The organism is Maricaulis maris (assembly GCF_003634045.1).
In the GTDB taxonomy this organism is placed as follows: domain Bacteria; phylum Pseudomonadota; class Alphaproteobacteria; order Caulobacterales; family Maricaulaceae; genus Maricaulis; species Maricaulis maris.
Window position 1 is genome coordinate 239,667 of sequence record NZ_RBIM01000002.1, and the last position, 25,463, is coordinate 265,129.

At 62.7% G+C, this 25,463-nt stretch carries 31 protein-coding genes; 7 read left to right on the forward strand and 24 right to left on the reverse strand.

What is annotated here, in order from left to right; genetic code table 11:
- Entirely contained in the window at positions 1 to 1,167 is a 1,167-nt protein-coding gene (locus C7435_RS04270) for an AI-2E family transporter (RefSeq protein WP_121210175.1), read from the forward strand.
- 4 nt (positions 1,168 to 1,171) lie between these two features.
- Here the strand turns inward: C7435_RS04270 and C7435_RS04275 are convergent, their stop codons facing one another.
- From C7435_RS04275 to C7435_RS04295, 5 genes are all read right to left on the reverse strand, one after another.
- A complete protein-coding gene (locus tag C7435_RS04275) occupies positions 1,172 to 1,990 on the reverse strand; it encodes a hypothetical protein (RefSeq protein WP_121210176.1) in 819 nt (272 codons plus the stop codon).
- A 338-nt stretch (positions 1,991 to 2,328) separates the two neighbouring features.
- Positions 2,329 to 3,348, reverse strand: a complete 1,020-nt coding sequence (locus tag C7435_RS04280) for a M48 family metallopeptidase (RefSeq protein ID WP_121210177.1) — start codon at positions 3,346 to 3,348, stop codon at positions 2,329 to 2,331.
- A gap of 3 nt (positions 3,349 to 3,351) precedes the next feature.
- A complete protein-coding gene (locus C7435_RS04285) occupies positions 3,352 to 3,903 on the reverse strand; it encodes a LemA family protein (RefSeq protein ID WP_121210178.1) in 552 nt (183 codons plus the stop codon).
- Between the two features lie 75 nt (positions 3,904 to 3,978).
- Positions 3,979 to 6,255, reverse strand: coding sequence for a DNA topoisomerase IV subunit A (parC, locus tag C7435_RS04290; RefSeq protein ID WP_121210179.1), 2,277 nt, complete (start codon positions 6,253 to 6,255; stop codon positions 3,979 to 3,981).
- A 93-nt stretch (positions 6,256 to 6,348) separates the two neighbouring features.
- Entirely contained in the window at positions 6,349 to 7,038 is a 690-nt protein-coding gene (locus C7435_RS04295) for a glutathione S-transferase family protein (protein WP_121210180.1), read from the reverse strand.
- Positions 7,039 to 7,098: 60 nt separating this feature from the next.
- Here C7435_RS04295 and C7435_RS04300 point away from each other — a divergent pair, with 60 nt between their 5' ends.
- A complete protein-coding gene (locus tag C7435_RS04300; RefSeq protein ID WP_170150334.1) occupies positions 7,099 to 7,539 on the forward strand; it encodes a MarR family winged helix-turn-helix transcriptional regulator in 441 nt (146 codons plus the stop codon).
- Between the two features lie 76 nt (positions 7,540 to 7,615).
- Here the strand turns inward: C7435_RS04300 and C7435_RS04305 are convergent, their stop codons facing one another.
- The 13 genes from C7435_RS04305 to folK all read right to left on the reverse strand — a co-directional run bounded on the left by C7435_RS04305 (position 7,616) and on the right by folK (position 17,048).
- Positions 7,616 to 8,368, reverse strand: a complete 753-nt coding sequence (locus C7435_RS04305) for an SDR family oxidoreductase (RefSeq protein ID WP_075190628.1) — start codon at positions 8,366 to 8,368, stop codon at positions 7,616 to 7,618.
- A gap of 182 nt (positions 8,369 to 8,550) precedes the next feature.
- A complete protein-coding gene (locus tag C7435_RS04310) occupies positions 8,551 to 9,000 on the reverse strand; it encodes a nucleotidyl transferase AbiEii/AbiGii toxin family protein (RefSeq protein ID WP_121210182.1) in 450 nt (149 codons plus the stop codon).
- A gap of 20 nt (positions 9,001 to 9,020) precedes the next feature.
- The gene (locus C7435_RS17315; protein ID WP_121210183.1) at positions 9,021 to 9,242 is read right to left on the reverse strand and encodes a nucleotidyl transferase AbiEii/AbiGii toxin family protein; all 222 of its coding nucleotides are present in this window, start codon (positions 9,240 to 9,242) and stop codon (positions 9,021 to 9,023) included.
- The gene (locus C7435_RS04320) at positions 9,235 to 9,537 is read right to left on the reverse strand and encodes a hypothetical protein (protein WP_233350678.1); all 303 of its coding nucleotides are present in this window, start codon (positions 9,535 to 9,537) and stop codon (positions 9,235 to 9,237) included. Before C7435_RS04320 ends, C7435_RS17315 begins: the two co-directional genes overlap by 8 nt.
- A 19-nt stretch (positions 9,538 to 9,556) precedes the next feature.
- Complete coding sequence (recO, locus tag C7435_RS04325) at positions 9,557 to 10,285, reverse strand: DNA repair protein RecO (RefSeq protein ID WP_121210184.1); 729 nt, start codon at positions 10,283 to 10,285, stop codon at positions 9,557 to 9,559.
- 153 nt (positions 10,286 to 10,438) lie between these two features.
- Positions 10,439 to 11,383 carry a GTPase Era gene (gene era / locus C7435_RS04330; protein WP_075190631.1) on the reverse strand — a complete coding sequence of 315 codons (945 nt, stop codon included), beginning with the start codon at positions 11,381 to 11,383 and terminating at the stop codon, positions 10,439 to 10,441.
- Positions 11,376 to 12,062 carry a ribonuclease III gene (gene rnc / locus C7435_RS04335; protein WP_121210185.1) on the reverse strand — a complete coding sequence of 229 codons (687 nt, stop codon included), beginning with the start codon at positions 12,060 to 12,062 and terminating at the stop codon, positions 11,376 to 11,378. The genes era and rnc overlap by 8 nt, the downstream gene beginning before the upstream one ends.
- Positions 12,055 to 12,483 carry a holo-ACP synthase gene (gene acpS / locus C7435_RS04340; protein ID WP_121210186.1) on the reverse strand — a complete coding sequence of 143 codons (429 nt, stop codon included), beginning with the start codon at positions 12,481 to 12,483 and terminating at the stop codon, positions 12,055 to 12,057. The genes rnc and acpS overlap by 8 nt, the downstream gene beginning before the upstream one ends.
- Positions 12,480 to 13,220: a pyridoxine 5'-phosphate synthase gene (locus C7435_RS04345; protein ID WP_075190634.1), complete on the reverse strand. Its 741-nt coding sequence runs from the start codon at positions 13,218 to 13,220 to the stop codon at positions 12,480 to 12,482. The genes acpS and C7435_RS04345 overlap by 4 nt, the downstream gene beginning before the upstream one ends.
- Positions 13,221 to 13,248: 28 nt before the next feature.
- Complete coding sequence (pyrE, locus tag C7435_RS04350; RefSeq protein WP_121210187.1) at positions 13,249 to 13,833, reverse strand: orotate phosphoribosyltransferase; 585 nt, start codon at positions 13,831 to 13,833, stop codon at positions 13,249 to 13,251.
- Positions 13,833 to 16,061 (reverse strand): RelA/SpoT family protein, encoded by a 2,229-nt coding sequence (locus C7435_RS04355; RefSeq protein WP_075190636.1) that lies wholly within the window; start codon positions 16,059 to 16,061, stop codon positions 13,833 to 13,835. The genes pyrE and C7435_RS04355 overlap by 1 nt, the downstream gene beginning before the upstream one ends.
- A 6-nt stretch (positions 16,062 to 16,067) precedes the next feature.
- A complete protein-coding gene (gene rpoZ / locus C7435_RS17385; protein WP_075190637.1) occupies positions 16,068 to 16,439 on the reverse strand; it encodes a DNA-directed RNA polymerase subunit omega in 372 nt (123 codons plus the stop codon).
- Positions 16,440 to 16,487: 48 nt separating this feature from the next.
- Entirely contained in the window at positions 16,488 to 17,048 is a 561-nt protein-coding gene (gene folK, locus C7435_RS04365; protein ID WP_121210188.1) for a 2-amino-4-hydroxy-6-hydroxymethyldihydropteridine diphosphokinase, read from the reverse strand.
- Between the two features lie 35 nt (positions 17,049 to 17,083).
- On the opposite strand from folK, the gene C7435_RS04370 reads away from it, so the two are divergent.
- A complete protein-coding gene (locus tag C7435_RS04370; RefSeq protein WP_121210189.1) occupies positions 17,084 to 17,623 on the forward strand; it encodes a LabA-like NYN domain-containing protein in 540 nt (179 codons plus the stop codon).
- Positions 17,620 to 18,282, forward strand: a complete 663-nt coding sequence (locus C7435_RS04375) for a uracil-DNA glycosylase (protein WP_121210190.1) — start codon at positions 17,620 to 17,622, stop codon at positions 18,280 to 18,282. The genes C7435_RS04370 and C7435_RS04375 overlap by 4 nt, the downstream gene beginning before the upstream one ends.
- A gap of 41 nt (positions 18,283 to 18,323) precedes the next feature.
- Here C7435_RS04375 and C7435_RS17235 read toward each other — a convergent pair whose 3' ends face one another.
- Positions 18,324 to 18,557 carry a glutathione S-transferase gene (locus tag C7435_RS17235; protein WP_407658335.1) on the reverse strand — a complete coding sequence of 78 codons (234 nt, stop codon included), beginning with the start codon at positions 18,555 to 18,557 and terminating at the stop codon, positions 18,324 to 18,326.
- Positions 18,558 to 18,630: 73 nt separating this feature from the next.
- Between C7435_RS17235 and C7435_RS04385 the strand changes: the two genes are divergently transcribed.
- On the forward strand, positions 18,631 to 19,638 hold the full coding sequence (locus tag C7435_RS04385) for a GlxA family transcriptional regulator (protein WP_075190641.1): 1,008 nt from the start codon (positions 18,631 to 18,633) through the stop codon (positions 19,636 to 19,638).
- A gap of 14 nt (positions 19,639 to 19,652) precedes the next feature.
- Here C7435_RS04385 and smpB read toward each other — a convergent pair whose 3' ends face one another.
- Both smpB and dapA read right to left on the reverse strand, forming a co-directional pair.
- Positions 19,653 to 20,123, reverse strand: coding sequence for an SsrA-binding protein SmpB (smpB, locus tag C7435_RS04390; protein WP_075190642.1), 471 nt, complete (start codon positions 20,121 to 20,123; stop codon positions 19,653 to 19,655).
- A gap of 11 nt (positions 20,124 to 20,134) precedes the next feature.
- The gene (dapA, locus tag C7435_RS04395) at positions 20,135 to 21,016 is read right to left on the reverse strand and encodes a 4-hydroxy-tetrahydrodipicolinate synthase (RefSeq protein ID WP_075190643.1); all 882 of its coding nucleotides are present in this window, start codon (positions 21,014 to 21,016) and stop codon (positions 20,135 to 20,137) included.
- 145 nt (positions 21,017 to 21,161) lie between these two features.
- Here dapA and C7435_RS04400 point away from each other — a divergent pair, with 145 nt between their 5' ends.
- On the forward strand, positions 21,162 to 23,222 hold the full coding sequence (locus C7435_RS04400; RefSeq protein ID WP_121210191.1) for a lytic transglycosylase domain-containing protein: 2,061 nt from the start codon (positions 21,162 to 21,164) through the stop codon (positions 23,220 to 23,222).
- A 16-nt stretch (positions 23,223 to 23,238) separates the two neighbouring features.
- Here the strand turns inward: C7435_RS04400 and C7435_RS04405 are convergent, their stop codons facing one another.
- The gene (locus C7435_RS04405) at positions 23,239 to 23,931 is read right to left on the reverse strand and encodes a helix-turn-helix transcriptional regulator (protein ID WP_233350680.1); all 693 of its coding nucleotides are present in this window, start codon (positions 23,929 to 23,931) and stop codon (positions 23,239 to 23,241) included.
- Positions 23,932 to 24,061: 130 nt separating this feature from the next.
- Here C7435_RS04405 and C7435_RS04410 point away from each other — a divergent pair, with 130 nt between their 5' ends.
- Positions 24,062 to 24,418: a VOC family protein gene (locus C7435_RS04410; protein ID WP_121210192.1), complete on the forward strand. Its 357-nt coding sequence runs from the start codon at positions 24,062 to 24,064 to the stop codon at positions 24,416 to 24,418.
- A gap of 18 nt (positions 24,419 to 24,436) precedes the next feature.
- On the opposite strand, the gene C7435_RS04415 is transcribed toward C7435_RS04410, so the two are convergent.
- Positions 24,437 to 24,808 carry a hypothetical protein gene (locus C7435_RS04415; RefSeq protein WP_121210193.1) on the reverse strand — a complete coding sequence of 124 codons (372 nt, stop codon included), beginning with the start codon at positions 24,806 to 24,808 and terminating at the stop codon, positions 24,437 to 24,439.
- A gap of 68 nt (positions 24,809 to 24,876) precedes the next feature.
- The gene (locus C7435_RS04420; RefSeq protein WP_121210194.1) at positions 24,877 to 25,320 is read right to left on the reverse strand and encodes a helix-turn-helix domain-containing protein; all 444 of its coding nucleotides are present in this window, start codon (positions 25,318 to 25,320) and stop codon (positions 24,877 to 24,879) included.
- Between the last annotated feature and the right edge of the window lie 143 nt (positions 25,321 to 25,463).

Genomic DNA, 25,463 nt, shown 5'->3' on the forward strand with positions numbered 1-25,463 from the left:
ATGACCCCGTTCCGCAAACTGGAACTCCAGCGCGGCTTCATTGCCGCCCTCGCCCTGATCATTTCAGGCATCTTCCTGTGGATGATCCGCGACTATCTCGCAGCGCTTTTCCTGGCCGGCGTGGTGACGCTTTTCCTGGCCAGACCGCACGACTGGCTGTCCACCAAGCTGGGTGAGCGCCGCGGCCTTGCTGCCGGCCTGCTGGTCGCCGGGGCCGTGCTCGCTTTCGTCATCCCCGCCGCCATTTTGATGGGCATTGTCGCCGAGCAGGCGATCGATGTGACCGGCATGGTCACACCCTGGGTGCAGGACCAGGTCAGCCAGATCCGCCAGGACGGGCTGGACGGCCTGCCTGACTGGCTGCCCTTCCGTGATGAGATGATCGAATACCAGGCTTCGATCACCGCCCAGATCGGCAATCTGGCCGGCACGGTCGGCCGCGTCCTGGTCAATTCCCTGCGCGCCGGCACGGGCGGTTTCCTGGTCGCGACTCTGAACTTTTTCATTCTTGTCTACGCGCTCTTCTTCTTCCTGATGACCGGCCGCCAGGCAGCGCGCTCTGCCGTGACCCTGCTGCCGATGACGGTGGAGTCGCGTGACCTGTTGGCCGAACGTGCGGTCTCGACCATTCGCGCCACGGTGAAGGGCTCCTTCCTGATCGCGCTGGTGCAAGGCGGGTTGACCGGAGTCGGCCTGTTCGTGGCCGGTGTGCCGGGTTCGATCTTCTGGGCCGCGGTCGCCGCCCTGCTCTCCATCATCCCGATGATCGGACCGCCGCTGATCTGGGTGCCAGCCGCCATCTGGCTGGGTGCCACCGGCCACCCCATCGCCGCCGCCGGTCTGGCTGCCTGGGGTGCCATTGTGGTCTCGACCTCGGACAATGTCCTGCGGCCCATCCTGGTCGGCAAGGACGCCAAGATGTCCGACCTGATGGTGTTGATCTCGACGCTCGGCGGGCTGACCCTGTTCGGTGCCGTCGGCATCATCATCGGCCCGGTCATCGCGGCCCTATTCACCTCGGTCTGGTTCATTTTCCGCGAGAGTTTTGCGGGCCTGCTGGAGGATGAGGAGGCGGACGAGGAAACCCGCGAGCAAGACCCGGACGAGATCGCGCCACCGGACAGCGGGCCCAGTCCCGACGCCTCGATCGAACCGGTGACGGACTGACCCGTCAGCTCTCGCCGGTCCGGTCGAAACCCGCCTCAACCTCGCGCAGGAAACGGCTGACTTCGCGCATGCTGAGCGAGGCCGCCAAGGCATCGCATTCCAGCCTGGCCGTGTCGGAGTAATAGCCCCGCATGGCGGAAATCGCGGTGCGATGGGCCGCAATATCGCCGGGCGGCGCGGCGCGCAAAAGCGCCTTGAACTCGGACAGGGCTTCACGATCACTCGCGGTCGGCATTTCCAGCGCCGCAAACAAGGCGTCGACATAGTCAAGATAGAGTTCAGGCCGATTGCCGACGAGGTCCGGGGCGTGGCCGTCAAACAGATGGCCATAGGTTTCGCCATAGGCCTGACCCACCGGATTGGTGTGGGCATAGCTGTCGCCCAGCGCATGGACCAAAAAGCCGGTCTGCCAGGAGGCCCGGGCTTCGGACCGGTTGCGCGCTTCAATCATGTTGGCCAGATCGAGCCGGCGTTGCGCAACGGCGGCCGGGTCCCCGCCATGCAGCGAATGCAGGACGGCATTGATCCGGTGCCGATAACCCCAGGCTCCGAACGACGCCCAGACGCTGACCTGCGGCGCCGCATAGCGCATCGCCAGATCGTCGGCGGCCTGGTTGAAAAAGGCCAGCCGGGCCGCATCTTCGGAGCCATGCCCGGCGAGACGGGCAATCACATAGGTCGTCTCCTGATGCCCGTCACGCTGGTATTTCGGCTGAACATGGGCCTCCAGGCAATTGGGATTGAGGCTGCGATAGCCCGGCGTCGAGCAGGCCGCGAGCGCGGTGAGTGACACCAGTGCGGCCGTGCGAAGCAGAAATTTCATGTGGTTCGTCCCCCGGGCGTGAAGCGCCCCTTTCGGGGAGGTTAGAGGGTGGGGACGCTTCTGCCAAAGGATTGCCGCCTACTGCATGAAACACGTTCCCAACACTGCACCCATGGTCCAGCCATTTCGGTAAGTTCGCACTGCGCAGCGTGCAGGACTGATCCATAGATCGCTTGTCAGCCAGCAAGCCGCATCCTGTTTTCCAGCTCAAGGGTGAAACCGCGAAGCGGCCGCTGCGCGGCCCTTGACCTGGAAAACAGGATGCGGCGACGTCTCGGCAAGCGATTTACGGACAATCGCGCGCCCGGGCGCGATCAATGAACCATTTCTGCCTCGCCCTAGACCTCAGGCACGGCACTCACCGGCACGCGCCGTTTGCCGCCGGCGTGTTCGACCAGCATCTCGATGCGTTTTTCAATCGGTGGGTGGGTGGCGAAAACGCCCATGAAGCCGGACTTCGGATTCTCGATGAACATCTCGCGGACTTCGTCCGGTGAGTCCTCGATGTCGGAATTCCCGGAAATCTTCTCCAGCGCCGAGATCATGGCGTCAGGATTTCGGGTCAGCTCGACGGCGCCGGCATCGGCCATGTATTCGCGGCGGCGCGACAGGGAAAAGCGGATCATGATGGCGAGGAAATAGGCCACGGCGATGATCGCAATGGCGATCACGATGACCAGCCCGCCGCCGCGTCCGCCCGAACGGCGGTCGCCACCTGCGCGCATGCCCATCCAGAACATGCGGCGAAACATGATCTCGGCGACAAAGGAGATGATGCCCACAAAGATGATCGAGATGACCAGCAGTCGCACATCCTGATGCCGGATATGCGAAAGCTCGTGAGCCAGAACGGCTTCCAGCTCGGCCTTGTTGAGCCGCTGCATCAGACCGCGGGTCACAGTGACCGTGTATTGCCCCTCGCGGACACCCGAGGCATAGGCATTGAGCGCACCGCTTTCGATCACGGCCAGTTTCGGCATGGTCAGCCCGCGTGAGATGCACAGGTTTTCCAGCAGATTATAGAGTTCCGGCTCGTCCTTGCGCGTCACCGAATGCGCACCGGTCGCGGCATTGATCATGGCCTGATGGCCAAACCAGGCGATGATGAACCAGACACCGGCAATCCCCAGTGACCAAGCCGCGATCATCGGCAAGCGGGAGATTTCCGACGTCAGGAAATCAGTCCCGCCCCCGTCCTTGCCGGCTTGCGGATAGGACGGGTCGCCAAATCCGGTCATCAGGATTGTCAGGGCATAGCCAATGGCGATCAGCAGAAGCGGGAATGCCGCCAGCAGGAAAACCGACCGCAGATTATTGTTCCAGATATGGGTGCGGAGCCCTGTTGCGCCGCCCAACATGACTTAGAACTGCACCTTCGGAGCGCCGCGTTCGGCCTCGGCCACTTCGAAATATTCGCGCATCTTGAAGCCCATCGCATTGGCGATCACAACGGCCGGGAATTGCTCGGTCGAGGTGTTGTACTCGTTGACGGCGTTGTTGAAGAAGCGGCGGGCGGCAGCGATCTTGTTTTCCAGATCGGACAGCTCTGCCTGGAGCTGCATGAAATTCTGATTGGCCTTGAGATCGGGATAGGCTTCCGACAGGGCGAACAGCTGGCGCAGCGCGCCGGAAAGCATGTTCTCGGCGCCGGCCAGATCCTTCACCGAGGTCGCATCAATCGCGGTCTGGCGCGCCTTGATGACGTTTTCCAGCGTCTCTTTCTCATGGCTGGCATAGCCCTGGACCGTGCTGACCAGATTGGGCACCAGATCATGGCGCTGTTTCAGCTGGACATCGATATCGCCCCAAGCCTGGTTGCAGGTCTGCCGCAGCGCGACCAGCCGGTTGTAGACCATGACCAGAAACACGCCGAGGGCGATGATCACGAGCAAAAGAATGAGGCCGGTATCCATGCCTGTCTCTCCTTGAGGGGCAAAACTGAAACAAACCCAACGCCCGGACCGGGCGCTGCGCTTTCAAATCACTACCTATTCCGCTTTCGCCTGTGAAGCGAGGAATTCCGAACCGCGGGGCGAAAAACGGAGCGAGCGCGGGAAACCGCGCGGCGCCATCTTGCCAGCCTGGGCCCGTTTGGCGGTCCATAACAACCAGTCATCCAGATTGAAGCGGCGACCGGCACCGTCGAGCCAGGTCAGCCCATCTTCGGCATTGAACACGGTGGCGTCGGCCAGCTTGGCCCCCTTGCCGCCCAGAAGGCGCACCCCCTTGCCGCGGCTCATGACCGGGATTTCCTCCAGTTCGAACACCAACAGCTTCTTGTTCTCGCCGATCAGGGCGACGCGGTCGCCAGTGGCCGGAATACACAGAAAGGCCTCGTCGCCTTCGGCCAGATTGAGGATCTGCTTGCCACCTTTTTTCAGGGCCAGGCAATCCTTCTCCTGGATACGGAAGCCGGAATTGCCATCCGACGCGACCAGCAGCGTGCGTTCGGGGTCATATTTGAACAGGCCGATCGGCGCGGCGTCGTCGGGCAGGTCGACATGCAGACGCACCGGCTCGCCATGGCCGCGACCGCCGGGCAGTTTGGACGCTTCCAGCGTGTAGAATTTGCCATCGGTGGCGAACATCAACAATCGGTCGGTCGTCTCGCATTTGACCGCGAAGGCGGACTTGTCGCCCTCCTTGAATTTCAGCTCGGTGACATCGTTGATATGGCCCTTCAGCGCCCGCACCCAGCCGCGCTCGGAGAGGACGGCGGTGATGGGTTCGCGCACCACGAACGCCTCGATGGGCGCCTCGCCGGAAATGTCCGGCGCGTCACCGAACACGGTGCGACGTTTGCCCAGCGGTGTGGTCTCGGCATAGATCTCGCCCAGGCTTTTCACCTCGCCGCGGACCTTGTCCCATTGCAGCGCCGTCGACCCGATCAATTCTTTCAGCGTCTTGCGCTCGCCGCGAAGGTTCTCGTCCTCCTTGCGGATTTCCAGCTCTTCCAACTTGCGCAAGGCGCGCAGGCGCATGTTGAGAATGGCTTCGGCCTGACGCTCGGTCAGCTCGAAATGGGCCATCAGCTTGGCCTTGGGCTCATCCTCGAAACGGATGATGCGGATCACCTCGTCCAGATCGGCATAGACGATGAGATAGCCGGCCAGCACTTCCAACCGATCCTCGACCTTGGCCAGACGCGTCGTGGCCCGGCGGACCGCGACCTCGCGGCGATGCTCGAGCCAGATTTGCAGCACTTCGCGCAGACTCATCACCCGTGGCACGCCGTTCGGGTCGAGCACATTGAGGTTCAGCGAGACGCGGGTTTCCAGATCGGTCAGCTTGAACAGGCTCTCCATGAGCATGTCCGGATCGACCAGTTTGGATTTCGGCTCGAGCACGAGGCGGATATCCTCGGTACTCTCATCGAGCACATCATCGAGCAGCGGCAGTTTCTTGGCGTCCATCAACTGGGCGATGCGTTCGACCAGCTTGGATTTTTGCACCAGATACGGGATCTCGGTGACAACGATCCGCCACATGCCGCGGCCGATATCTTCCTTCTCCCACTTGGCCCGTACCCGGAAGCCGCCGCGCCCGGTCTCATAGGCGGAACGGATCGCTTCGGGCGGTTCGACAATCGTGCCGCCGGTCGGCAGGTCCGGCCCCTTGATATGTTTCAGCAGCGCTTCGGTTTCGGTCTCCGGATTGTCGATCAGCGTCATCGCGGCGGCGCAGATCTCGGCGACATTGTGCGGCGGAACCGAGGTCGCCATGCCGACAGCAATACCGGTCGAGCCATTGGCCAGGAGGTTGGGGAAAGCGCCGGGCAGGACCAGCGGTTCACGCTCGGAGCCGTCATAGGTCTCCTCGAAATCAACCGTGCCCTGGTCGATATCCTGCAGCAGCAGTTCCGCCGCCTTGGTCAGACGGGCTTCGGTGTAACGCATGGCGGCCGCGCCATCGCCGTCGATATTGCCGAAATTGCCCTGCCCTTCGACCAGCGGATAGCGCGAGGCAAAATCCTGGGCCAGACGGACCAGCGCCTCATAGACCGACTGGTCGCCATGCGGGTGGTATTTACCGATCACGTCACCGACCACACGGGCCGACTTCTTGAACGCCTGGTCCGGGTTCAGCTTCAGCTCACGCATGGCGTAGAGAAGACGCCGGTGGACCGGTTTCAGGCCATCGCGGGCATCGGGCAGCGCCCGCTGGGTGATCGTCGAGAGCGCATAGGCGAGATATCGCCGGGACAAGGCCTCGTCGAATTTCTCTTCAATGATATGCCCGCCGTCGGGATCAAAATGATCGCCCATCGTCCACCGCCTCGTGATTCGGAGACGATCAGTATAGCGAACCGGGCTTGCGTGGCAGGACCCAGTCGCAGGCTTTGCTGTGGGGAACCGGTATCAGACCGTCTCTAGCTGCGCGCCCAGCAAAGTCGATACATAACTCTCACGTCGGACGAGAAATTCCCGCAAACGAACCGGGTAATCGCCCGCTACGGCATCGCGCACAGAGGAGCGGTCCGCCAGCGCCTGACGCCAGCGCGTCACCGGGCCAAGACCGGTGAAAACACCGAAATCACCGATCGCGTCGAATATGTCGAAATAACGGAAGATTGGCGCATAGACGGCATCAACGAGGGAAAAGTCCGGCCCGGCAAAATACGGACCTTCGCCCAGCACACCGGCCAGTCGCGCGAAATTCAGCGACAGCGCATCCGCCTTGTCCTGAAAACCCTGTCGGTCCGGCGCGTTGTAAAGGCCGGCAATGAGCGCAAGCTGGGCGGAGCCGAATTCGATCCAGGCGCGGTGGCGGGCCCGGTCCAGCGTGTCGCCTGGATGCAGTCGCGGTTCGAACCTGTCTTCCAGATATTCGAGGATCACGGCCGATTCAAAGACCGGCACCCCGTCGACCAGCAGGACCGGGACCTTGCCCAGCGGTGAAATGCCCAAAAACCAGTCAGGCTTGTTGGCAAGGTCGATATCGACCCGTTCAAAGGGTATCCGCTTCTCGAAAAGCGTGATGGCCACCCGTTGGGCATAGGGGCAGAGTTTGTGGCTGATCAGCCGGAGTTGCGGCTTTGCGGTGGACATCGGACTTCCCTTTCATGCAGATGCATGGAAAATGGGATGTACGAAACTATATGCAAGTGCATGGAACAGAAAATTTCATCTTCAATTGCCAAAATTGGCGCCTGGGTCGCGCTCAACCGCGCCTGGACACGCATTTCCGGCGCGGTCGAGGCGCAGCTGAAACGCGCCGGCCATCCGCCGCTCGCCTGGTATGATGTGTTGTGGGAGCTGGAAAAGGCCGAGGCTTGTTGCCTGCGTCCGATCGAGCTGGAAGCCCGCCTCCTGATCCGGCAGCACAATCTCTCCCGCCTTCTCACCCGGATGGCGACGGCCGGCCTGGTCAAAAAACTCAGCTGTCCCGAGGACGGGCGCAGCCTGCGCATCGAGCTGACGCCGGCCGGACGGCGAACCCGCAAAGCCATGTGGGAGATCTATCGGCCCGCCCTGGATGCAGCGCTGGAGGGGCTGGCGCCCGCCGAAGCGCGGCAACTCGCCGAACAGCTTGACCGTTTGGGCAGGTAAGCGCGCCGGCCCGGGTGCGAACACTTCCGGTGGTGACGGGAGACTGGGGCACGCACGCCTGTCTCCCGCCCCTGGCTCAGGCCTTCAGAATCGAGTTTCCGCCGTCCGCGAGGAAAGCGGTGCCGGTCACAAAGCTTGACTCCTCGCTGGCGAGGAACAGCGCCGCCCGGGCGATCTCGATCGGCTCGGCCATCCGTTTCAGGGCGTGGAAACTCGCGATCTGCGCGTGATAGTCCGGATCATCGCCCGCCATCGCGGTTTTCGTACCGCCGGGCAAGAGCGCATTGACCCGCACCCCGGCCTGCCCGAGCTCCACGGCCAAAGTCTGCACCAGGCCGATCAGGCCCGCCTTGCTGGCCGCATAGGCCCCCATGCCGGGTATGCCGATGGTGTGACCGACGAAGGAACCGGTAAAGGTGATGGAACCGCCGCCGCGAGCCAGCATCGCCGGCACCTGGGCACAGGCCGCCAGGTGCGCACTGTCCAGATTGACGGCAAGCGTCTCGCGCCAGCCGGCTGCGCTGACCTCATGGGCCGGCCCCATTTCTCCCAGCGTCCCGGCATTGTTGAAGGCAATGTCCAATCCGCCAAACCGGTCGCTGGCACGATTGACCATCGCGGCGTGGAATTCCGGGTCGACGACGTCGCCGACAACGCATTCCGCCTCGCCGCCGGCCTCGCGGATCCGCCCGGCAACGGCATCGAGTTCAACCGCCCGGCGCGCGCCCAGCACAAGACGCGCGCCCTCGCTGGCAAAGAGTTCCGCGGCCGCGGCACCAATGCCGCTGCTGGCCCCGGTAATGATGGCGGTTTTCTGTTTCAGTCGCATGCTCAATCTCCTGTTTGCGAACAAACGGAGTTGACCACCCGCCCCGGCGCCTCCCGACCCGATCCTTGTGATCACCGCGCATTTTACGTTTCTTGCGCCTAGAGCCGCCCCGCCCGCGGCAATTGCTTGTCGATTAGGCCTGGGCGCCGCGTTCAGGAAAACAATCGGTTACCAAGCGCCGTTCAGGCTTGCACGACAGGTCCACCGAATGTGTCCATGATTTCATCAGTGAGGCTAAGGTCCATGGCCATGTCTTGCATGCACATGCGGAGCCATTCAGGGTTTCGTATACCGGCCACAGCCGCATCGTAGGCGGCATCGATCGCCGAGCCATAGGCCGCGCGCCCTTTCGTCCACGCGGACTCGGGAATCGCCCCCCAACGGGACATCATCAATCCGAGGTCGATAATGTCCCGGCTTCTCACGGCGCGGTCGGCATACCGGTCCGCATTAGCCAGCAATTTCTCGCAATACAGATCCTCGCGAGCCAATACCGGGACATCGAGTTGCCCGGTCATCGCGCCTGACAGGTCCACGCGGCCCTCGCGGATAATTTCGAACTTGATTTTGATGCCATCCACATCAAGCACAGTTCTGATCCCGTATTGATCGGCGCGTAGCTCGCGAAGCATGTCAATGCGCGCGCCCGGGTTCAGGAGCGGGGAGTTTGCCCCTTGAAGGTGAGTTCACGCAACCGCCGATACCCTTGCGCCGAAGCGCACCGAAAATCGACATCGACGCTTTCGCGATATTCGTCCAGCAACAGAACAATTGCCGTTCCACCGCCAAAATAACATTCGGCATCCTGCAGCAGGTCCGAATTGAATGCGGCAAGAAGCTTGGCGATCGCGTTGTGGTGAGCGCGCTTATACATTCATCGCGCCGTTGCCATAGCGGGCAACGAGGGTATCCAGCATCCGGCGTTCGTCGACAGTCAGTGCTTCGGGCACCACAAAGCGCCAATTCCGTTCGTAGATCGCAAGCGCATCCGCCCCGTCCAAAACCGCGTCAGCGGGACGGTTCCAGCAGAGTTGTTCCAACTGCGGATAGTCTTTAACCCGGACTTGCATCATCTTCCCTTTGCAGCCCTCAACATAAGCGATCTCGATACCCGTTTCCATAGGCGGCTGTTTCACCCCGTAACGGACAGATTGAAGACCATCCTCCATTGCCCGGGAAGCCCCGCCCCTAAAGCCGCCCCACCCGCTCCAATTCCGCCGTCAGCCGTCCCCGCGCCTCCGGCAATTGCTTGTCGATCGGCCACAGCACCCGGCGTTCGAGGAAATAGCCGGTTAGCGCCAAACCGCGCGCAATATCGCCCTCGCCGATCTTGCCGGACCCGGCCATGAAGGGCGGGAGTTCGAGGAGTTTGGGGGCATAGGGGGCAGCTTCCTCACGGCAGACGGCGCGGCCGGTGCGCGGCGAGATATGGGTCAGATCCTCGGTAACGCCGGTCACGGCACAGGCCGACATGTCGAGGCCATAGCCGAGGTCAGACAAGAGCCCCGCCTCCCAACGCACATAGAGCGCCGGCCAGATATCGGGATTGTCGAAAGCGTTCAGCAGCAGCTGGAAACCCTGGTGGACACGCGGATGGGCTTCGCGCTCCGGCAGGCACATCACGGCAACGGCGCAAGCGGAATTGAGGCCGGCCAGCGCGGTGCGATCCTCCATCACCATGCCGGCGGTCAAATCATCGGCCTCGATCTGGAACATGCCCAAATGTTCCGACAGGCGGGCACGCCAATTGACCGTGATCTGGTTGCCCGGCTGCAGAATCGGCCGCATCGACCGCGACCGCCCGCCCCGCACCAGCCCGGCATGACGCCCCTGCCCGGCCGTCAATACCTCGACAATCGCCGACGTCTCGCCATGCGGCCGCACCGCCAGCACTATGCCCTGATCGCGCCATTCCATGGGGTGGTTGTAGGTGAGTCTTGTCGCGGAGACACCGTGATTTCCCCCTCACCCGGCCCTGCGGGCCACCCTCTCCCATGGGAGAGGGACAGTATTCCTTCTCCCCGGGGAGAAGGTGCGCGCAGCGCGGATGAGGGGGATCAGCGCTGCTGTTCAGACATCGAAATCCAGACCCACATCCTTGTAGTGCGAGCGCCGTGCCATCCATTTGGCATCGACCTTCACATTGAGGAACAGGTGGACCTTGCAGCCCAGCACCTCTTCCAGCTCCTTGCGGGAGGCTTCACCGATTGATTTGACGGCGCTGCCGCCCTTGCCCAGCACGATGGGTTTTTGGGTTTCGCGCTCGACGATGATGGATTGCTCGATCCGCAGGGAGCCGTCGCGCAGCTTCTTCCAGACCTCGGTCTCGACCATGGAGGCGTAGGGCAGCTCTTCGTGCAGGCGCAGATAGACTTTTTCGCGGGTGATCTCGGCGGCGAGGATGCGGGCCGGCAGGTCGGCGACCTGGTCGGCGGGGTAGTGCCAGACGCCTTCCGGCATTTGCTGCGCGATAAATTCGCGCAATTGCGGCACGCCCGAGCCGGTCTTGGCGGAAATCATGAAGACCTCCGAATAAACCCCTGTTTCATATAACTCTTGCGACATGGCCAAAAGCTGGTCGCGCGGCATGAGATCGACCTTGTTGAGGACAAGGATGGCCTTCTGTTCGGTCTTCTTCAGGCCTTCCGTGACCCGGTCATCATCCTCGACCATGCGGCTGTCACCGCTCTTGGCGCCACCATGGATCATGCGGGCGCGGGCACCGGCATCGACGACATGCATGATGGTGTCGGCCTCACCGGCGCCGGACCAGGCCGCCGCCACCATGGACTTGTCGAGCCGGGTTTTCGGCGCGAACACGCCGGGCGTGTCGACAAGGACGATCTGGGTTTCACCGGCCAGGGCCACGCCGCGCACGGCGAAACGGGTCGTCTGCACCTTGTGGGTGACGATGGTGACCTTCTCGCCGACCAGCGCGTTGACGAGGGTGGACTTGCCGGCATTGGGCGAGCCGATGACCGCGGCAAAACCGCAGCGTTTGGGAGTATCAGACATGCTGTCCTTCGCGTTTCAGCAATTCCTCGGCGGCGGCCCGTTCGGCGGCCTGCTTGGAACCGCCCTCGCCCACAGCGGGCGCTAGGGGGGTGACCGTGACCTGCACGGTGAAAACGGGTCGGTGATCGGGACCCGAACGTTCGGTGAGCTGGTAGCGCGGCACGCCATGACCGGCCCGGGCCGCCCATTCCTGCAGCGCCGACTTGCCGTCACTGGGCTTGGCCTTGAGCGCCTCAATGCGCGCGCCCCAATGATGATCGTAAAAGGCCTGCACCGCCGGACGCCCGCCATCCAGATAGATCGCCGCCATAAGCGCTTCGCAGGCATCGCCAAGGATCGAGGTCTTGTTGCGACCGCCACCCTTTTCCTCGGACCGCCCGATCCGCAGCGCGGCGCCCAGATCGACCTCGCGCGCGACATCGGCACAGGTTTCCTTGCGGACCATGGAATTGAGCCGCGGCGCCAGGGCGCCCTCATCGGCCTTGTCGAAGGACTTGAACAGCGCTTCCGCCGTCATCAGGCCGAGGACGCGGTCGCCGAGGAATTCCAGCCGCTCATAGGTCGGAATGGTCTTGCGGCCCTCGGCGTAGCTGCCATGGGTCAGGGCGCGCTCGATCAATGACTTGTCGCTGAAGACATAGCCGATACGGGCTTCCAGATCAGCAATCGGATCAACCATGGGCGAGACCGTCGAAATGATGGCCGACCGGCCGCGCTTCCAGCACCACGAAGGCTTGGGCCCAGGGATGGTCGTCGGTGATGGTGATATGGGCGATCGGTTCATGACCGGGCGGGGTCAGGGCCCGCGCCCGTTCCAGCGCCCGACCCTTGAATTCCAGTGTCGGCTTGCCGCCGGGCAGATTGACCACGCCGATCTCTTTCCACGACACGCCGCGCGCAATCCCGGTCCCAAGCGCCTTGGCACCGGCCTCCTTGGCCGCGAAGCGCTTGGCATAGCTGGCCGCGCGCATGCGGCGCTTGTCGGATTTGGCTTGCTCGATCTGGGTGAAGACGCGCTGGATGAAGCGGTCACCGAAACGCTCGATCGATTTCTCGATACGACGGATATCCATCAGGTCTGAGCCGAGGCCGATGATCATGAGGCCCGCGCCTCTTCAATCAGCCCGCGCATGGTCCCGACCGCTTCGCGCAGACCCCGGAAGATTGCCTCACCGATCAGGAAATGGCCGATATTGAGCTCGATCACTTCCGGGATGGCGGCAATCGGCTTGACGGTGTCATAGGTCAGGCCGTGACCGGCATGGACTTCCAGACCGCGCTCATGGGCCACGGTGGCGGCCGATTGCAGGCGCTTGAGATGATGGTCCACCTTGGCGGTGTCGCCAGCAAGGAAAGCCTCGCAATAAGCACCGGTATGGAGTTCCACAACGGCCGCCCCCATCGCTTCGGCGACCGCGATCTGGACCGGATCCGGCTCGATGAAGAGCGAGACGCGGCAGCCGGCCTCGCCGAGCTGACGGACATAGGGCGCAATCGTGTTGTGGCCAGCCGCCACATCGAGACCGCCCTCGGTGGTGCGCTCCTCGCGCTTTTCGGGCACCAGGCAGACCGCGTGCGGCCTGTGACGCAGGGCGATGTCGAGCATCTCCGGCGTGGCCGCCATTTCCAGATTGAGCGGCAGATCGATCTCGGCCATCAGCCGGTCGATATCGGTATCGGTGATGTGGCGGCGGTCTTCGCGCAAATGCGCGGTGATGCCGTCGGCGCCGGCCTCAGAGGCCTGACGGGCCGCGCGCACCGGATCAGGATGCTCGCCGCCGCGGGCATTCCGGATCGTGGCCACATGGTCGATATTGACGCCGAGACGAATGCTCACCGGCTGCTCCTGTTTTGTCCTGCCCGCCTCAGGCGAGACCGCGGCTGCCCGGCTTGATGGCGGGAATGGCTTCCAGTTCCGGCGGAAGCTGGTCGGCGGGGTAAGCGGGAACCTTGTATTCAGTCAGCGCGATCAAGGGCACGCCGACATCGGCCTCGCCGCCGGAGCGGTCCACGAGGCAGGCCTCGGCGATCACCGTAGCACCGGTCTTGTTGATGGCTTCAATGCATTCGCGCGAGGACAGGCCGGTCGAGACGATGTCCTCGACCACCAATACCTTGTCGTCCTTGCTCAGCTCGAAACCGCGGCGCAGGGTGAATTCGCCATTCTCGCGTTCGACATAGAGGCCTTTGAGACCCAGTTGCCGTGCCATTTCATAACCCGGCACGATGCCGCCCGTGGCCGGTGAAACAATCACGGTCGGGGCATCGCCCAATTGCTCGCGCACCTTGGCCGCCAGCGCCTTGCAGAGGCGTTCAGTGCGGTCCGGCTCGGAGAAGACGCGGGCCTTTTGCAGGAAAACCGCGCTGCGCAATCCGGAAGACAGGATGAAATGGCCCTCGAGCAGGGCACCGGCGGCGCGGAATTCGGCCAGGACTTCGTCGCGTGTCATCAGTCATTTATCTCCTCGACCTCGGCGCGCGCCCGCTCGGCCGAGACAACCGTCTCGCACATGCGGATCGCGGCCAGGATATTTGCCAGATGGCGGGTATCGAACACTTCGACGTCAAATTCCATATCGAAGAAGTCCGACGAGCGGTTGCGGGTGGTCACGCTGGCGATATTGCCGCGGTTCTCCGACACCGTCTTGGCAATCTCGGCCAAGGCGCCCGGTTCGTTGTGCATGACCGCCTTGATACGCGCCATGGACACCGCATTGTCCTCGGCCTCGGCGGTCCAGGCCAGATCGAGCCAGTCATCCATCGCGCTTTCCTCGAACTGGGCAAGGCGTTCGCAATCGATGGTGTGGATCTCGATACCCTTGTCCTTGCGCAAAAGACCGACGATCCGGTCCCCGGGCAGCGGCGAACAGCATTCGGCAAAGTGCAGGGTCACGCCCTGGGTCAGACCGCGACCACGCACATAAAGCCGGGCCTGGGAGTCCTGGATGAGGTCACGCCCCACCGTGTCCGGGCGTTCATCGAGCCGGCCCGGGAAAGCGGCGTTCAGAAGATTGCCCGACGAGATCCGGCCGCGCCCGAGCGTCTCGTACATTTCATGGACATCCTTGACCTCGAGCCGCGCCAACGCGTCCTTGAGGTCGGCCTCGATCAGGGTCCGGCCTTCACGGCGGAAGGCGTGTTCGGCCATGATCTTGCCGATCCGCTGGAACTCCTCACGCTCGCTCTCGCGGATCAGGCGGCGGATGGCGGCGCGGGCCCGGCCGGTGGCGGCGAGATTTTCCCAACCGGCCGGCGGTTGACGAACGCCGCCCTTCACGATCGACACAACATCACCATTGCGAAGCCGGGTCCGCAGCGGTCGTTCGCGGCCATTGACCTTCGCTGCCACCGTGGTGTGACCGAGTTCGGTATGGACGGCATAGGCAAAGTCGAGTGGCGTGGCGCCGACCGGCAGCGAAATCAGGTCGCCCTTGGGCGTGAAGCAATAGACCTGGTCGGCGAACATTTCGAGCTTGGCATGCTCGAGAAACTCTTCCGGATCGCCGCCCTGGTTGAGGATTTCCACGAAGGGACGCAAGCGTTCCAGCGGATCGCCACCGGCTGCCTGGGCAGCATCTGCGTCATAGGTATAGGTCGAATTCTTGTAGCGCCAATGTGCCGCGACGCCGCTTTCGGCGATCGCTTCCATCTCCTCGGTGCGTATCTGCAGCTCGACCCGGACATTCTTCGGCCCCATCACCGTGGTGTGCAGGGAGCGGTAGTTGTTCGGCTTGGGCAGGGAAATGAAGTCGCGGAAACGCTCCGGCACACAGCGCCACGCCTGATGGATGACGCCCAAGGCCCGATAGCAATCATCCGGCGTGTTGACGATCAGCCGGAAGGCGTAAATATCGGCGATTTCCTCGAAGGTCAGCCCTTTGCGCTCCAGCTTGCGCCAGATCGAATAGGGCCGCTTCTCGCGCCCGAAAATGCGCCCGTCAATGCCGGCCTGGGCGAGACTGTCGGTCATCGCCGCCGACACCGCGGAGACTTCCTCCGCATGGGCATCGCGCAAACGTTTCAGGCGGGTATTGATCGATTCATGGGCCGCCGGATTGAGATGTTCAAAGGCCAGATCTTCCAGCTCGACACAGACCCTGTTGATGCCGATCCGGCGAGCCAGCGGCGCGTAGATCTCCAGCGTCTCCAGCGCGATCCGCTCGCGTTTGTCCTGACGGGCAATGGCATCCAGCGTGCGCATATTGTGCAGGCGGTCGCACAATTTGACGATCAGGACGCGGACATCGGCCGAGATGGCGACGACCAGTTTCTGCAGATTTTCCGCCTGTTTGGTGCGCTTGGAACGCAGTTCCATCTGGCCCAGCTTGGTAACGCCGTCGACCAGGCCCGCAACCTCCTCGGAGAAGGCGTCGGTCAGATCTTCCAGCGTCGCCGGCGTATCCTCGACCGTATCGTGGAGCAGGCCGGTGCAGACCGTCGCAACATCCATGCGCAGCTCGGCCAGGATCACCGCGACCTGGGCAACATGGGCAAAATAGGGTTCGCCCGACTGGCGGCGTTGCGGCCGGTGCGCTTCCTCGGCAAAGTCATAGGCACGCCGAACGAAGTCGGCATCGACTTTGGGAAAATACCGGCGGATACGCGCTATCAGCTCGTCCGCGCTGGGTATGGCGGGCGGCGACGATTCCAGATCGGGTGACGTCGCGCCGGGGGTCAAGACGCTTTAGAGGCGGCCGTCAGGCGCGCCATCCCGGTCGTTTTGCAGCGCCTTGAGCATCTCGGCCTCGTCCAGCGGCACGGGCGGTGCCGGCAAGGCTTCGAGCGGCTGGCCACGCTCTTCGCGGGCAGCATCTTCCTCGTCTTCGCTCGGCAGCACGCGCTGCAGACCGTTGATGAGGCTGTCCTTCAGCGCATCCATGTCGAGTGTTTCGTCGGCGATCTCGCGCAGGGCAACGACCGGATTCTTGTCATTGTCGCGATCAATCGTCAGCTCGGAACCGGCCGAGATGTTGCGGGCACGATGTGCCGCCATCAGGACCAGACGGAAACGATTGGGAATTTTGTCAATGCAGTCTTCGACGGTAACGCGAGCCATGCGCGCGAACTCCTTGAACCAGCGCTAGAGGTTTTGGAACCGCGTTACCTAATCCCCTCGCCCTGCAAAAGCAAGGCTGTCGGGTGAGAGTTTTCCGGCCTCTTGCAGCTTGTATGTTGCGGTGCGATCCGCCTGCGGCAATGCGGCGATCAGATCGCGGATGCTGCGCTTGCTGGCCGGGTCGGACCAGTGCGGCGCGATCTCGGCCAGCGGCAGGAGGACAAACGCTCGTCCGGTCGCGCGCGGGTGCGGTACCACCAGCCCGTCCGCGTCATTGATCTCGGCACCGCACCAGTCGATCAGGTCGAGATCCAGCGGCCGCGGTGCATTGCGTTCACCACGGGCCCGACCGAACTCGGCCTCGATCGCGTGCAGCGTGTCGAGGATGTCGCGCGCCCGGCGGTCCGTTTCAACTTCCACGACTGCGTTGACGTAAGGCGGGTCGCTCGGGTCCGGCCAAGCCGGGCTGTGCCAGTCCGATGATGCCGAGACCACCACCAGCCCGGCCTCGGTCAAGGCCTGGCGGGCACGGGCCAGCGTTTCGCGCGGGCTACATACGCCCAGTGGAAGGTTGGCGCCGAGCGCGATATAGATCGGGGCAGATTGCATCGCCTTATTCACCCTTCCCGTCCAAGGATATTCCCATGGCATTTTACCCCGACGAGCGCATTGGCCTGTTCATTGACGGTGCCAACCTGTTTTCGACCACCAAGGGACTCGATTTTGACATTGATTTCAAACGCCTTCTCGATGAATTCCGCAAGCGTGGCAAGCTGATCCGAGCCAATTACTACACCGCCCTCCTTGAGCAGGAGGACTATAATCCGCTGCGACCGCTGGTCGACTGGCTCGACTATAACGGCTTCTCGGTGATCACGAAGCCGGCCAAGGAATACACCGACGAGCATGGTCGCCGTCGCATCAAGGGCGACATGGATATCGAGCTGGCCGTCGACATGCTGCAGGCCGCCACCTATCTCGACCACATCATCCTGTTTTCCGGCGATGGCGATTTCCGCTACGCGCTGGCAGCCGCCCGGGCCAAGGGTGTCCGCGTCTCGGTCGTGTCGTCGCTGAAAACCAGCCCGTCGATGATTTCCGATGATCTGCGCCGCGAGGCCGATGCCTTCATCGAATTGGACGATCTGCGGGCGATGATCGGACGGGCCCCGGCCAGCTCGTGAGCGCGCCCGTCCCACCCGAAGCACCACTGGACTGTCCGCTGTGCCCGCGGCTGGTCGCCTTTCGCGACGCCATCGCCGCCGAGCATCCCGACTGGCATAATGCACCGGTTGAGTCGTTCGGTTCGGATCAGGCCCGCCTGTTGATCATCGGGCTGGCGCCAGGCCTGCGCGGCGCCAACCGTACCGGACGCCCCTTCACCGGCGACTGGGCCGGCGATTTGCTCTACGCCACGCTCGACCGGTTCGGCTTTTCGCGCGGCACCTATGCCAGCCATGCCGATGACGGTGTGGAGCTGGTCGACGCCATGATCACCAATGCCGTGCGGTGCGTGCCGCCGGAGAACAAGCCGGTCGGCGCCGAAGCCAATGCCTGCCGCCCCTATCTGACCAGCCGGATCGCGGCTATGCCGAAACTGGACGCCATCCTCTGCCTCGGCAAGATCTCGCATGACAACACGCTGCGCGCGCTCGGCCTGCCGCTCAAGACCGCCGTGTTCGGCCATGCGGCGACGGCCGACCTCGACGGCCCCAACGGTCCGGTCCGTCTTTTCGACAGCTATCATTGCTCCCGCTACAACACGAATACCGGGCGTTTGACCGAGGCCATGTTCGACGCTGTCTTTGCCGATATACGGGCCTGGCTCGACACCAGACCCTGATTTTCTGCCGCTTGTTTATCGTTAACGCCCAGGCGCCTGTATCAAGCCTTATCGGCGATGGGCAGGTCCTGGCCTTGACCTGGAGTGGCAGAATGTCCGGGTCCCGCTGCGCGGCAATTGTCAAACATCGAGATCGCCGCTTCGAACTTGTCACGACAGCCGGGATTGCAGAACCCGACCACGGCGCCACGATAAATCGTGAGCGCATCCGCTGCGACCGGTTGGCCCGACCACGGACATGTCGCATTGATGACATCTTCCAACGCTAGCGTCATCGCGTTAACCTTTCGTCCTGTTTCCAACTGTTTCTGCTGGATAAGCTGGCGGGACAATGGCATAAATGACCACATGCTCCCCTTTTCTGCCAAACCGCAACAAATCGAAAGCTGCATCGCATTTCTCACCTATCCGGGTGTGAAACTGCTGGATGTGACTGGTCCGTTGCAGGTGTTCGAGGACGCCAACCAATTGCTTGGCCGGGCCGCTTATTCGACGCCGATTGCATCCTATTATGGTGGCCCGATCGAGACCGATGCCGGTGTGCTGCTCAACACACGTCGCCTGGCGGGTGTCGGACTGGACGAGTCCGACACGCTGATGATCGCGGGCGGCGGCGGTGTGCATACCGCCTGTCGCGATACCCGCCTGGTGCAAGCGATCCAGCGCGCGGCAGAAAAGGCCGGACGCGTCTCATCAACCTGTACCGGCGCCTTCCTGCTGGGTGCGGCCGGCCTGCTCGATGGCAAGCGCGCCGTCACCCATTGGCGCCATTGCGGGCAGTTGGCGGACAACTATCCCGATTGCGACGTCGATCCCGATCCCATCTTCATTGAAGACGGGCGGGTCTGGACCTCGGCCGGTGTCACCGCCGGCATCGACCTCGCCCTGGCGATGGTCGAACGCGATCACGGTCGCGAGCTGGCGCTGGAACTGGCACGCTCACTCCTGGTCTATGTCAAACGCCCCGGCGGCCAGTCACAATTCTCCGAGGCGCTGAAACAGCAAAAACGCTCGGCGACCGGCCGGTTCGACGCCCTGCATTTCTGGATGAAGGACAATCTGACCGCCGATCTCAAGGTCGAAGCCCTCGCCGAACGCTCCGGCATGAGCCCGCGCAATTTCGCGCGTCTCTACACCGAAGATACCGGCATGACGCCGGCCCGCGCCGTCGAGCAATTCCGGGTCGATGCGGCCCGTGCGATGCTGGAAAACCCCAATGTCTCGATCAAGACCGTCGCCAACCAGACCGGCTTTGGTAATGACGAGCGCATGCGGCGCTCCTTCGCCCGCCTGATCGGCGTGACACCGCAGGCTTATCGCGAACGCTTCGCGGTCGAGGTCACTGACTTGGTCTGAACGGCGATGTGCGGCTAGCCGTAATTCTTCATCAGCCGCGACTTCTGCTTGTTCCACTCGCGATCCTTGATCGTCTGGCGCTTGTCGACGTTCTTTTTCCCCGTCGCCAACCCGATCTGGAGCTTGGCCAGGCCGCGCCCGTTGAAATAGAGACGCAAGGCGACAATCGTTCGGCCCTGCTGCGTCGCTGCACCGGTAAGCTTGGCAATTTCCTTGGCCTTCAACAGGAGTTTGCGGTGCCGTTTGGGCTCGTGGTTGAAACGGTTGGCCGGCCCGTAGGGCGGGATGTCGGCATTGATCAGCCACAACCCCTCCCGCTCCGGGCTGACATAGCTCTCGGCGATATTGGCGCGGCCCTCGCGCAGGGATTTGACCTCCGACCCCATCAGCATCAGGCCGGCTTCGAAGGTCTCTTCAATCTCATAGTCAAAACGGGCGCGCCGGTTAACGGCGACAGGTCCGGTCTCGGATTTCGGTTTGCTCATGGCGCTTTCAATCAGGCCTGGTCAAGCAGGCCGGCATGGACGAGCGCTGCCCTCACCGCCGCGTTCGAGGCCTCATTCGGCTCGGTCATTGGCAGGCGCAGCTCAGTATTCATGACACCCAGCACCGACATGGCATATTTCGTCGGCCCGGGGCTGGAGGAGGTGAACAGCGCGTGATGCAGTGGCATCAGGCGGTCATTGAGCGTCCGCGCTGCCTCCCAGTCTCCGGCCAATGTGGCGTCCTGGAACTGCGCACACAAGTCCGGCGCCACATTCGAGGTCACCGAGATCGCACCGACACCGCCGGTCGCGTTGAAGCCGAGCGCCGACGGGTCATCGCCGGACAACTGCACGAAATCCGCGCCGGCAAGGCGCCGATGGGCCGATACGCGCGCCATGTCGCCCGTCGCGTCCTTGATGCCGACCACCCGCTCCAGCTGCGCGATCCGGGCCACAGTCTCGGCCAGGATATCGACCACGGTGCGACCGGGCACATTATACAGCACGATCGGCAGATCGACGGCGTCGTGGATAGCCTTAAAGTGCTGGTAGAGGCCTTCGGCATTCGGCTTGTTGTAATAGGGCGCGACCACCAGGCCGGCATCGGCGCCGATCTCCTTGGCACGGCGCTGGTTCTCGATCGCGACGGCAGTGTTGTTGGACCCCGTTCCCGCAATGACCGGCACCCGGCCAGCGGCGGTCTCGACCACGATCTCGACGACGCGCATGTGTTCTTCAAAGGTCAGCGTGGCGCTTTCCCCGGTTGTGCCGCAGGGGACTAGGCCATGCGTACCGGCAGCAATCTGGCGCTCGGCCAGCGCCGCGACAGCAGCCTCGTCAACGGCCCCATTCTTGAATGGGGTGACAAGCGCAGTAATGGACCCTTTGAACATGTTTCATTCCCGGATACGGCCAAATCAGCGCGCGACCATATCGACCGCGTCGCACACGGCCAAGTGTTCTTGTCAAGGCTGGACAGGCGACAGGATTTGCTGTGATGATATGCGTCCCAGTCGATCAGAGAGTGTCCCGTTTGCCATGATCGCACGTTGCCTTGCCGCGCTTGTGTTGATTGCCGTTTCGGTTCCCGCCGATGCGCAGATTCCGACGCCTCGTATCCGTCCGGAACCGCTGAATTTTTCGCAATATCTCTCGGATGCGGACTTTACCCGTTTCCGCGAAGGTCTTGATGCTGCCGACGATGAGGACTGGCAGCGTGTGCGCGAGCTGCGCCTGGAACTGACCGACACGGCTGCGCGCGACATCCTGTTGTGGCGGATCGCCCTGGGCGATGCCCGCTCCAGTTTTCTCGAACTCGACCTCGCCCTGAGCGAACTCGACAATTGGCCGCGCGACAGTTTCATCCGCTCCGAGGCCGAGTCGAAGATTTCCACATCCGGCCTGACAGCCCCCTTCATCGTGTCCTGGTTTGAAGACACGCCACCGACCACCGGGCGCGGCAGTATCAGCTATGCCGAAGCGCTGATCGGGGTCGGACGTGTCAGTGAAGGCGAGAACCTGCTGCGCGAGACCTGGCGGTCAAGCTATCTGGCCAGCACGGTGCAAAGCGACACCTATCAACGTCATAGCGACCTGTTCACCGAAGAGGACCACATGGCCCGGATCGACTATCTGATCTGGTCCAACCAACGCACCTTGGCGCGCCGCGTCCTTCCGCTCCTGTCCGGCAGTAATCGCGATCTGGCCGATGCCCGCCTGCGCCTTGCCGGTCGACAAAGCGGTGTTGATCGCGCCGTCAACCGTATTCCGGCCAGCCTGTCCAACGACCCCGGACTGGTCTTTGAACGGGCACGTTGGCGCCGCCGTTCGGGGATGCGGGATTCAACCCTGCCGCTGCTGCTGCAACTGCCCGACAGCCACACTGATGTCACTGCGCTCGAACTGATGTGGACCGAGCGCAAGCTGATGATCCTGACGCTGATCCGCGACCAGGAGTTCGACACGGCCTACCAGCTGGCGCGCGCCCATGGCATGAATTCCGGCGCCGATTTCGCCGACGCCGAATTCCTTGCCGGCTGGCTCGCCCTGGTCCATCTCGACCGGGCCGACGATGCCCTCGCCCATTTCACCCGGCTGCGCGACAATGTCTCCACCCCGGTCAGCCAGTCGCGCGGTTCCTACTGGATGGCACGCGCGCTCGACACGCTTGGCCGCTCTGACGAAGCCGCCGTTCTCTATGCTGAAGCCGGTCAGCATTCGACGGCCTATTACGGCCAGATCGCACTGACGCAGCTGACCGATACCAGCGGCCAACTCAGCCTGGAGCGCGATCCGGAACCGACGCCTGAAACCATTGTGCGTTTCGAAGCGCGGCCCCTGGTGCGCGCCATGCGCCTGCTCGCCGAACAGAATGAGGAATATTATTTCCGCCTGTTCAGCTATCGCCTGGACGACCAGCTGACCGATCCGCAAGAAGCCGTGTTGCTGTCGCGCCTGGCCAGCAATTATCTCTATCTGCGTCAATCGGTGCGCGCCGCCAAGGCCGCCCGCCTGCGCGGCATCATTCTGCCGCAGAGCGCCTATCCGACCATCACCTTGCCGCCGCAAACCAATGCCCGCGCCCAACGCCCGGAAGACGCCCTCACCCTGTCCATCATCCGGCAGGAAACCGAGTTCGGGCAGCACGCCATCTCCGGTGCCGGTGCCCGCGGCATGATGCAGCTGATGCCGGGTACAGCCCGGGCAACAGCCCGCGACCTGGGCGAAACCTATCGCTTCAACTGGTTGACCGATGATCTCGACTATAATCTCACCCTCGCCATGCACCATCTGGCCGAGGTTGTGGATGATTATGACGGCTCCTATGTGATCGCCTTGGCCGCCTATAATGCCGGCGCGCACCGGGCCAATCGCTGGATCCGGGATTATGGCGATCCGCGCGACCCCGATGTCGACCCGGTCGACTGGGTTGAGAGCATCCCCTTCTCGGAGACCCGCAATTACGTGCAGCGCGTGATGGAAAACCTGCAGGTCTACCGCTCGCGTCTGAATGACGACGCAGCGGTGCCGCTATTGATCGAGGATGATTTGCAACGCGGCGGCATGCCGGTACGGATCATGGTCGACCCGGACGAGTAGACGGAGCGCCCACAGGTCAAACCAGCAGATCATTGCCATCCAGCGAGGACGCGAACGCGTCCTTCGGCAGCAGGCTGAATGGCGTGCCAGTCCGTCTGGCCGACAGGATCCGGTCGCATCGGAACACACGCGACGCGTCCCGGAGATGATCGAAGGCGACCACATACCAGACCGGGTATTTCAGCAGGAGATAGTGAGGCTCGATCTGCCGGACGGACGCCTTGCCGTCTTCGCGCCGGTATTTGATCGCCAGAATTTCCTGATCCAGGAAAGCCTGATGCAGGGCCTGCACAACGCTTTTCGGCGGTGCAGCAACACCCGACTGGACATAGGTAGAGGCCGTATCGCCAATCAGGATTCGGGACTTCATCCGGGTCACCTTGTGGCGTTTGTCCGGAGAGAAGGACGCCACAAGCTGTCGCCGCACCGATCCCAAACTGGCCAGAAACATCGGCGAGCGCATCTGTTCGGACACCTCGATGCTGATGAGCAGGTCGACAGCTTCGGCATAGGACAGGTTCAACCGGCCGATACCCCAATTGCGGTCAAGCCGCACGCCGCCACCGCGCCCGCGGTCCGCGTCGATGGGCAGCCCCTGCTCGCGCATGAGCAACAAGTCGCGGGCAATCGTGCGCTCGCTGACACCGTGCTGCCGAGCGAGATCCCCGACCGTGCACAGGCCGTCCTGCTTCAGCTGAACGGCCAGCATGTCGATCCGCCGCAGCCTGTCTTTCGAATTCGAACGCGCCATCCAACAAATAAGACATAAAATGTCCTATTTGGCGATACACCTCGGGTCAGACACCAGGACGGTGCCTTGGCAGACAGGAGCGCAAGACATGCAAATGAATTATTTCGTCGTCGGCACGAACGACAAGGACGCCGCGACCCGGTTTTATGACTCGTTTTTCAAGGAGTTCGGCATCAATCAGGTGAAGTCGAATGACAGGATGACCTACTGGCAGAGCGACAGCTTTGCCTTTGCAGTCGCCACCCCGTTCGATGAACAACCCGCAACCCATGGCAATGGGACCATGGTCGGTTTCGCGCTCGGATCCGTCGACGCCGTGAAACGTCTCCACAGCAAGGTCCTTGAGCTGGGTGGCCGCTGCGAGGGTGAACCCGGCGAGCGCGGACCGATGTTTTCAGCCTATGTTCGGGACCTCGACAACAACAAGCTTTGCTTCTCCGCTTGAGGCTGTCAGGCGGCGGAGTCAGTCCGCCGCATCCTCGCCGGTCACCAGTTTCGGGATCGAGCTGATCGCGAAGATCGCCGCCAGCACGCCAGTCAGACCGATCAGGCCACGTTGCAGGATGAAGAGTTCGCCCATCGTCACCGCCGCCCAAATCGCGGCGGCGGCCCAACCGCCGGTGATGAGAATGATCACCAGGGACTTCACCCGCACACTTACATTAGCCAGCAAGGTCAGCACACCCAGTGCCAGGAAAGCGGTCCCGATTTCGCGATGGAGCGGCATGCGGTCGGCAATGTCGAGCAGACCGGCACGGATCACCACACCGACGGCAATGAGAGCGCCCCCGGCAAGCGTGATGCCGATCCGGTCCATGATCGAAAGACGAGCCATGCAATCTGTTAGCATAGCTCGTCGCGAAACAGGTGAAAATTCGGCGCGATTATCCAATCACCAGCAATTCAGTGCTGTTCCTGGTATCGGGTCACGATGTCCAACAGGACAACCGGGAAGGCGTGCCCGACGATTCCCACCGTCCACCAGATCATCGGCCACTTCATTGTGAAACCGCCCATGCCGAGACTGATCCCCGCGAAAATCACCATGCCGAGCACATAGCTGGCCAGATGTATCCAGAAGGACAGCTGCAGCGCCGCCCGCCCCTTGGCTTTATGTTGCCGAATCCGCTCGACGGCCTCCGCTTCCGGGTCGACACACAACGCCAGCGCCTCGACATTGAACGCCGCTGCCAGCGCCATCAGCGAGTCGCGGGAGGCCGGCTCGCCATTCTCGATACGCTGGACGGTGCGCAGCCCGATCCCGGCCAGCTCGGCGAGGTGTTCCTGTGACCAATGACGCTCCTCGCGCCAGCGTTTGATTTTGGCGGCGTCTGCCTTGAAAGCCATGCTCGTCTCCTGAAAGGCTGTGCAATCCGATTGGCTCGAAAAACCAGACCGACCGCCGGCTGGCCACGCCAGACATGCGTCACCGACACGCCAAAGCCCCGCCATCATGCCGCCAAGGCGCCGAAAAGCACAAACTCACTGCC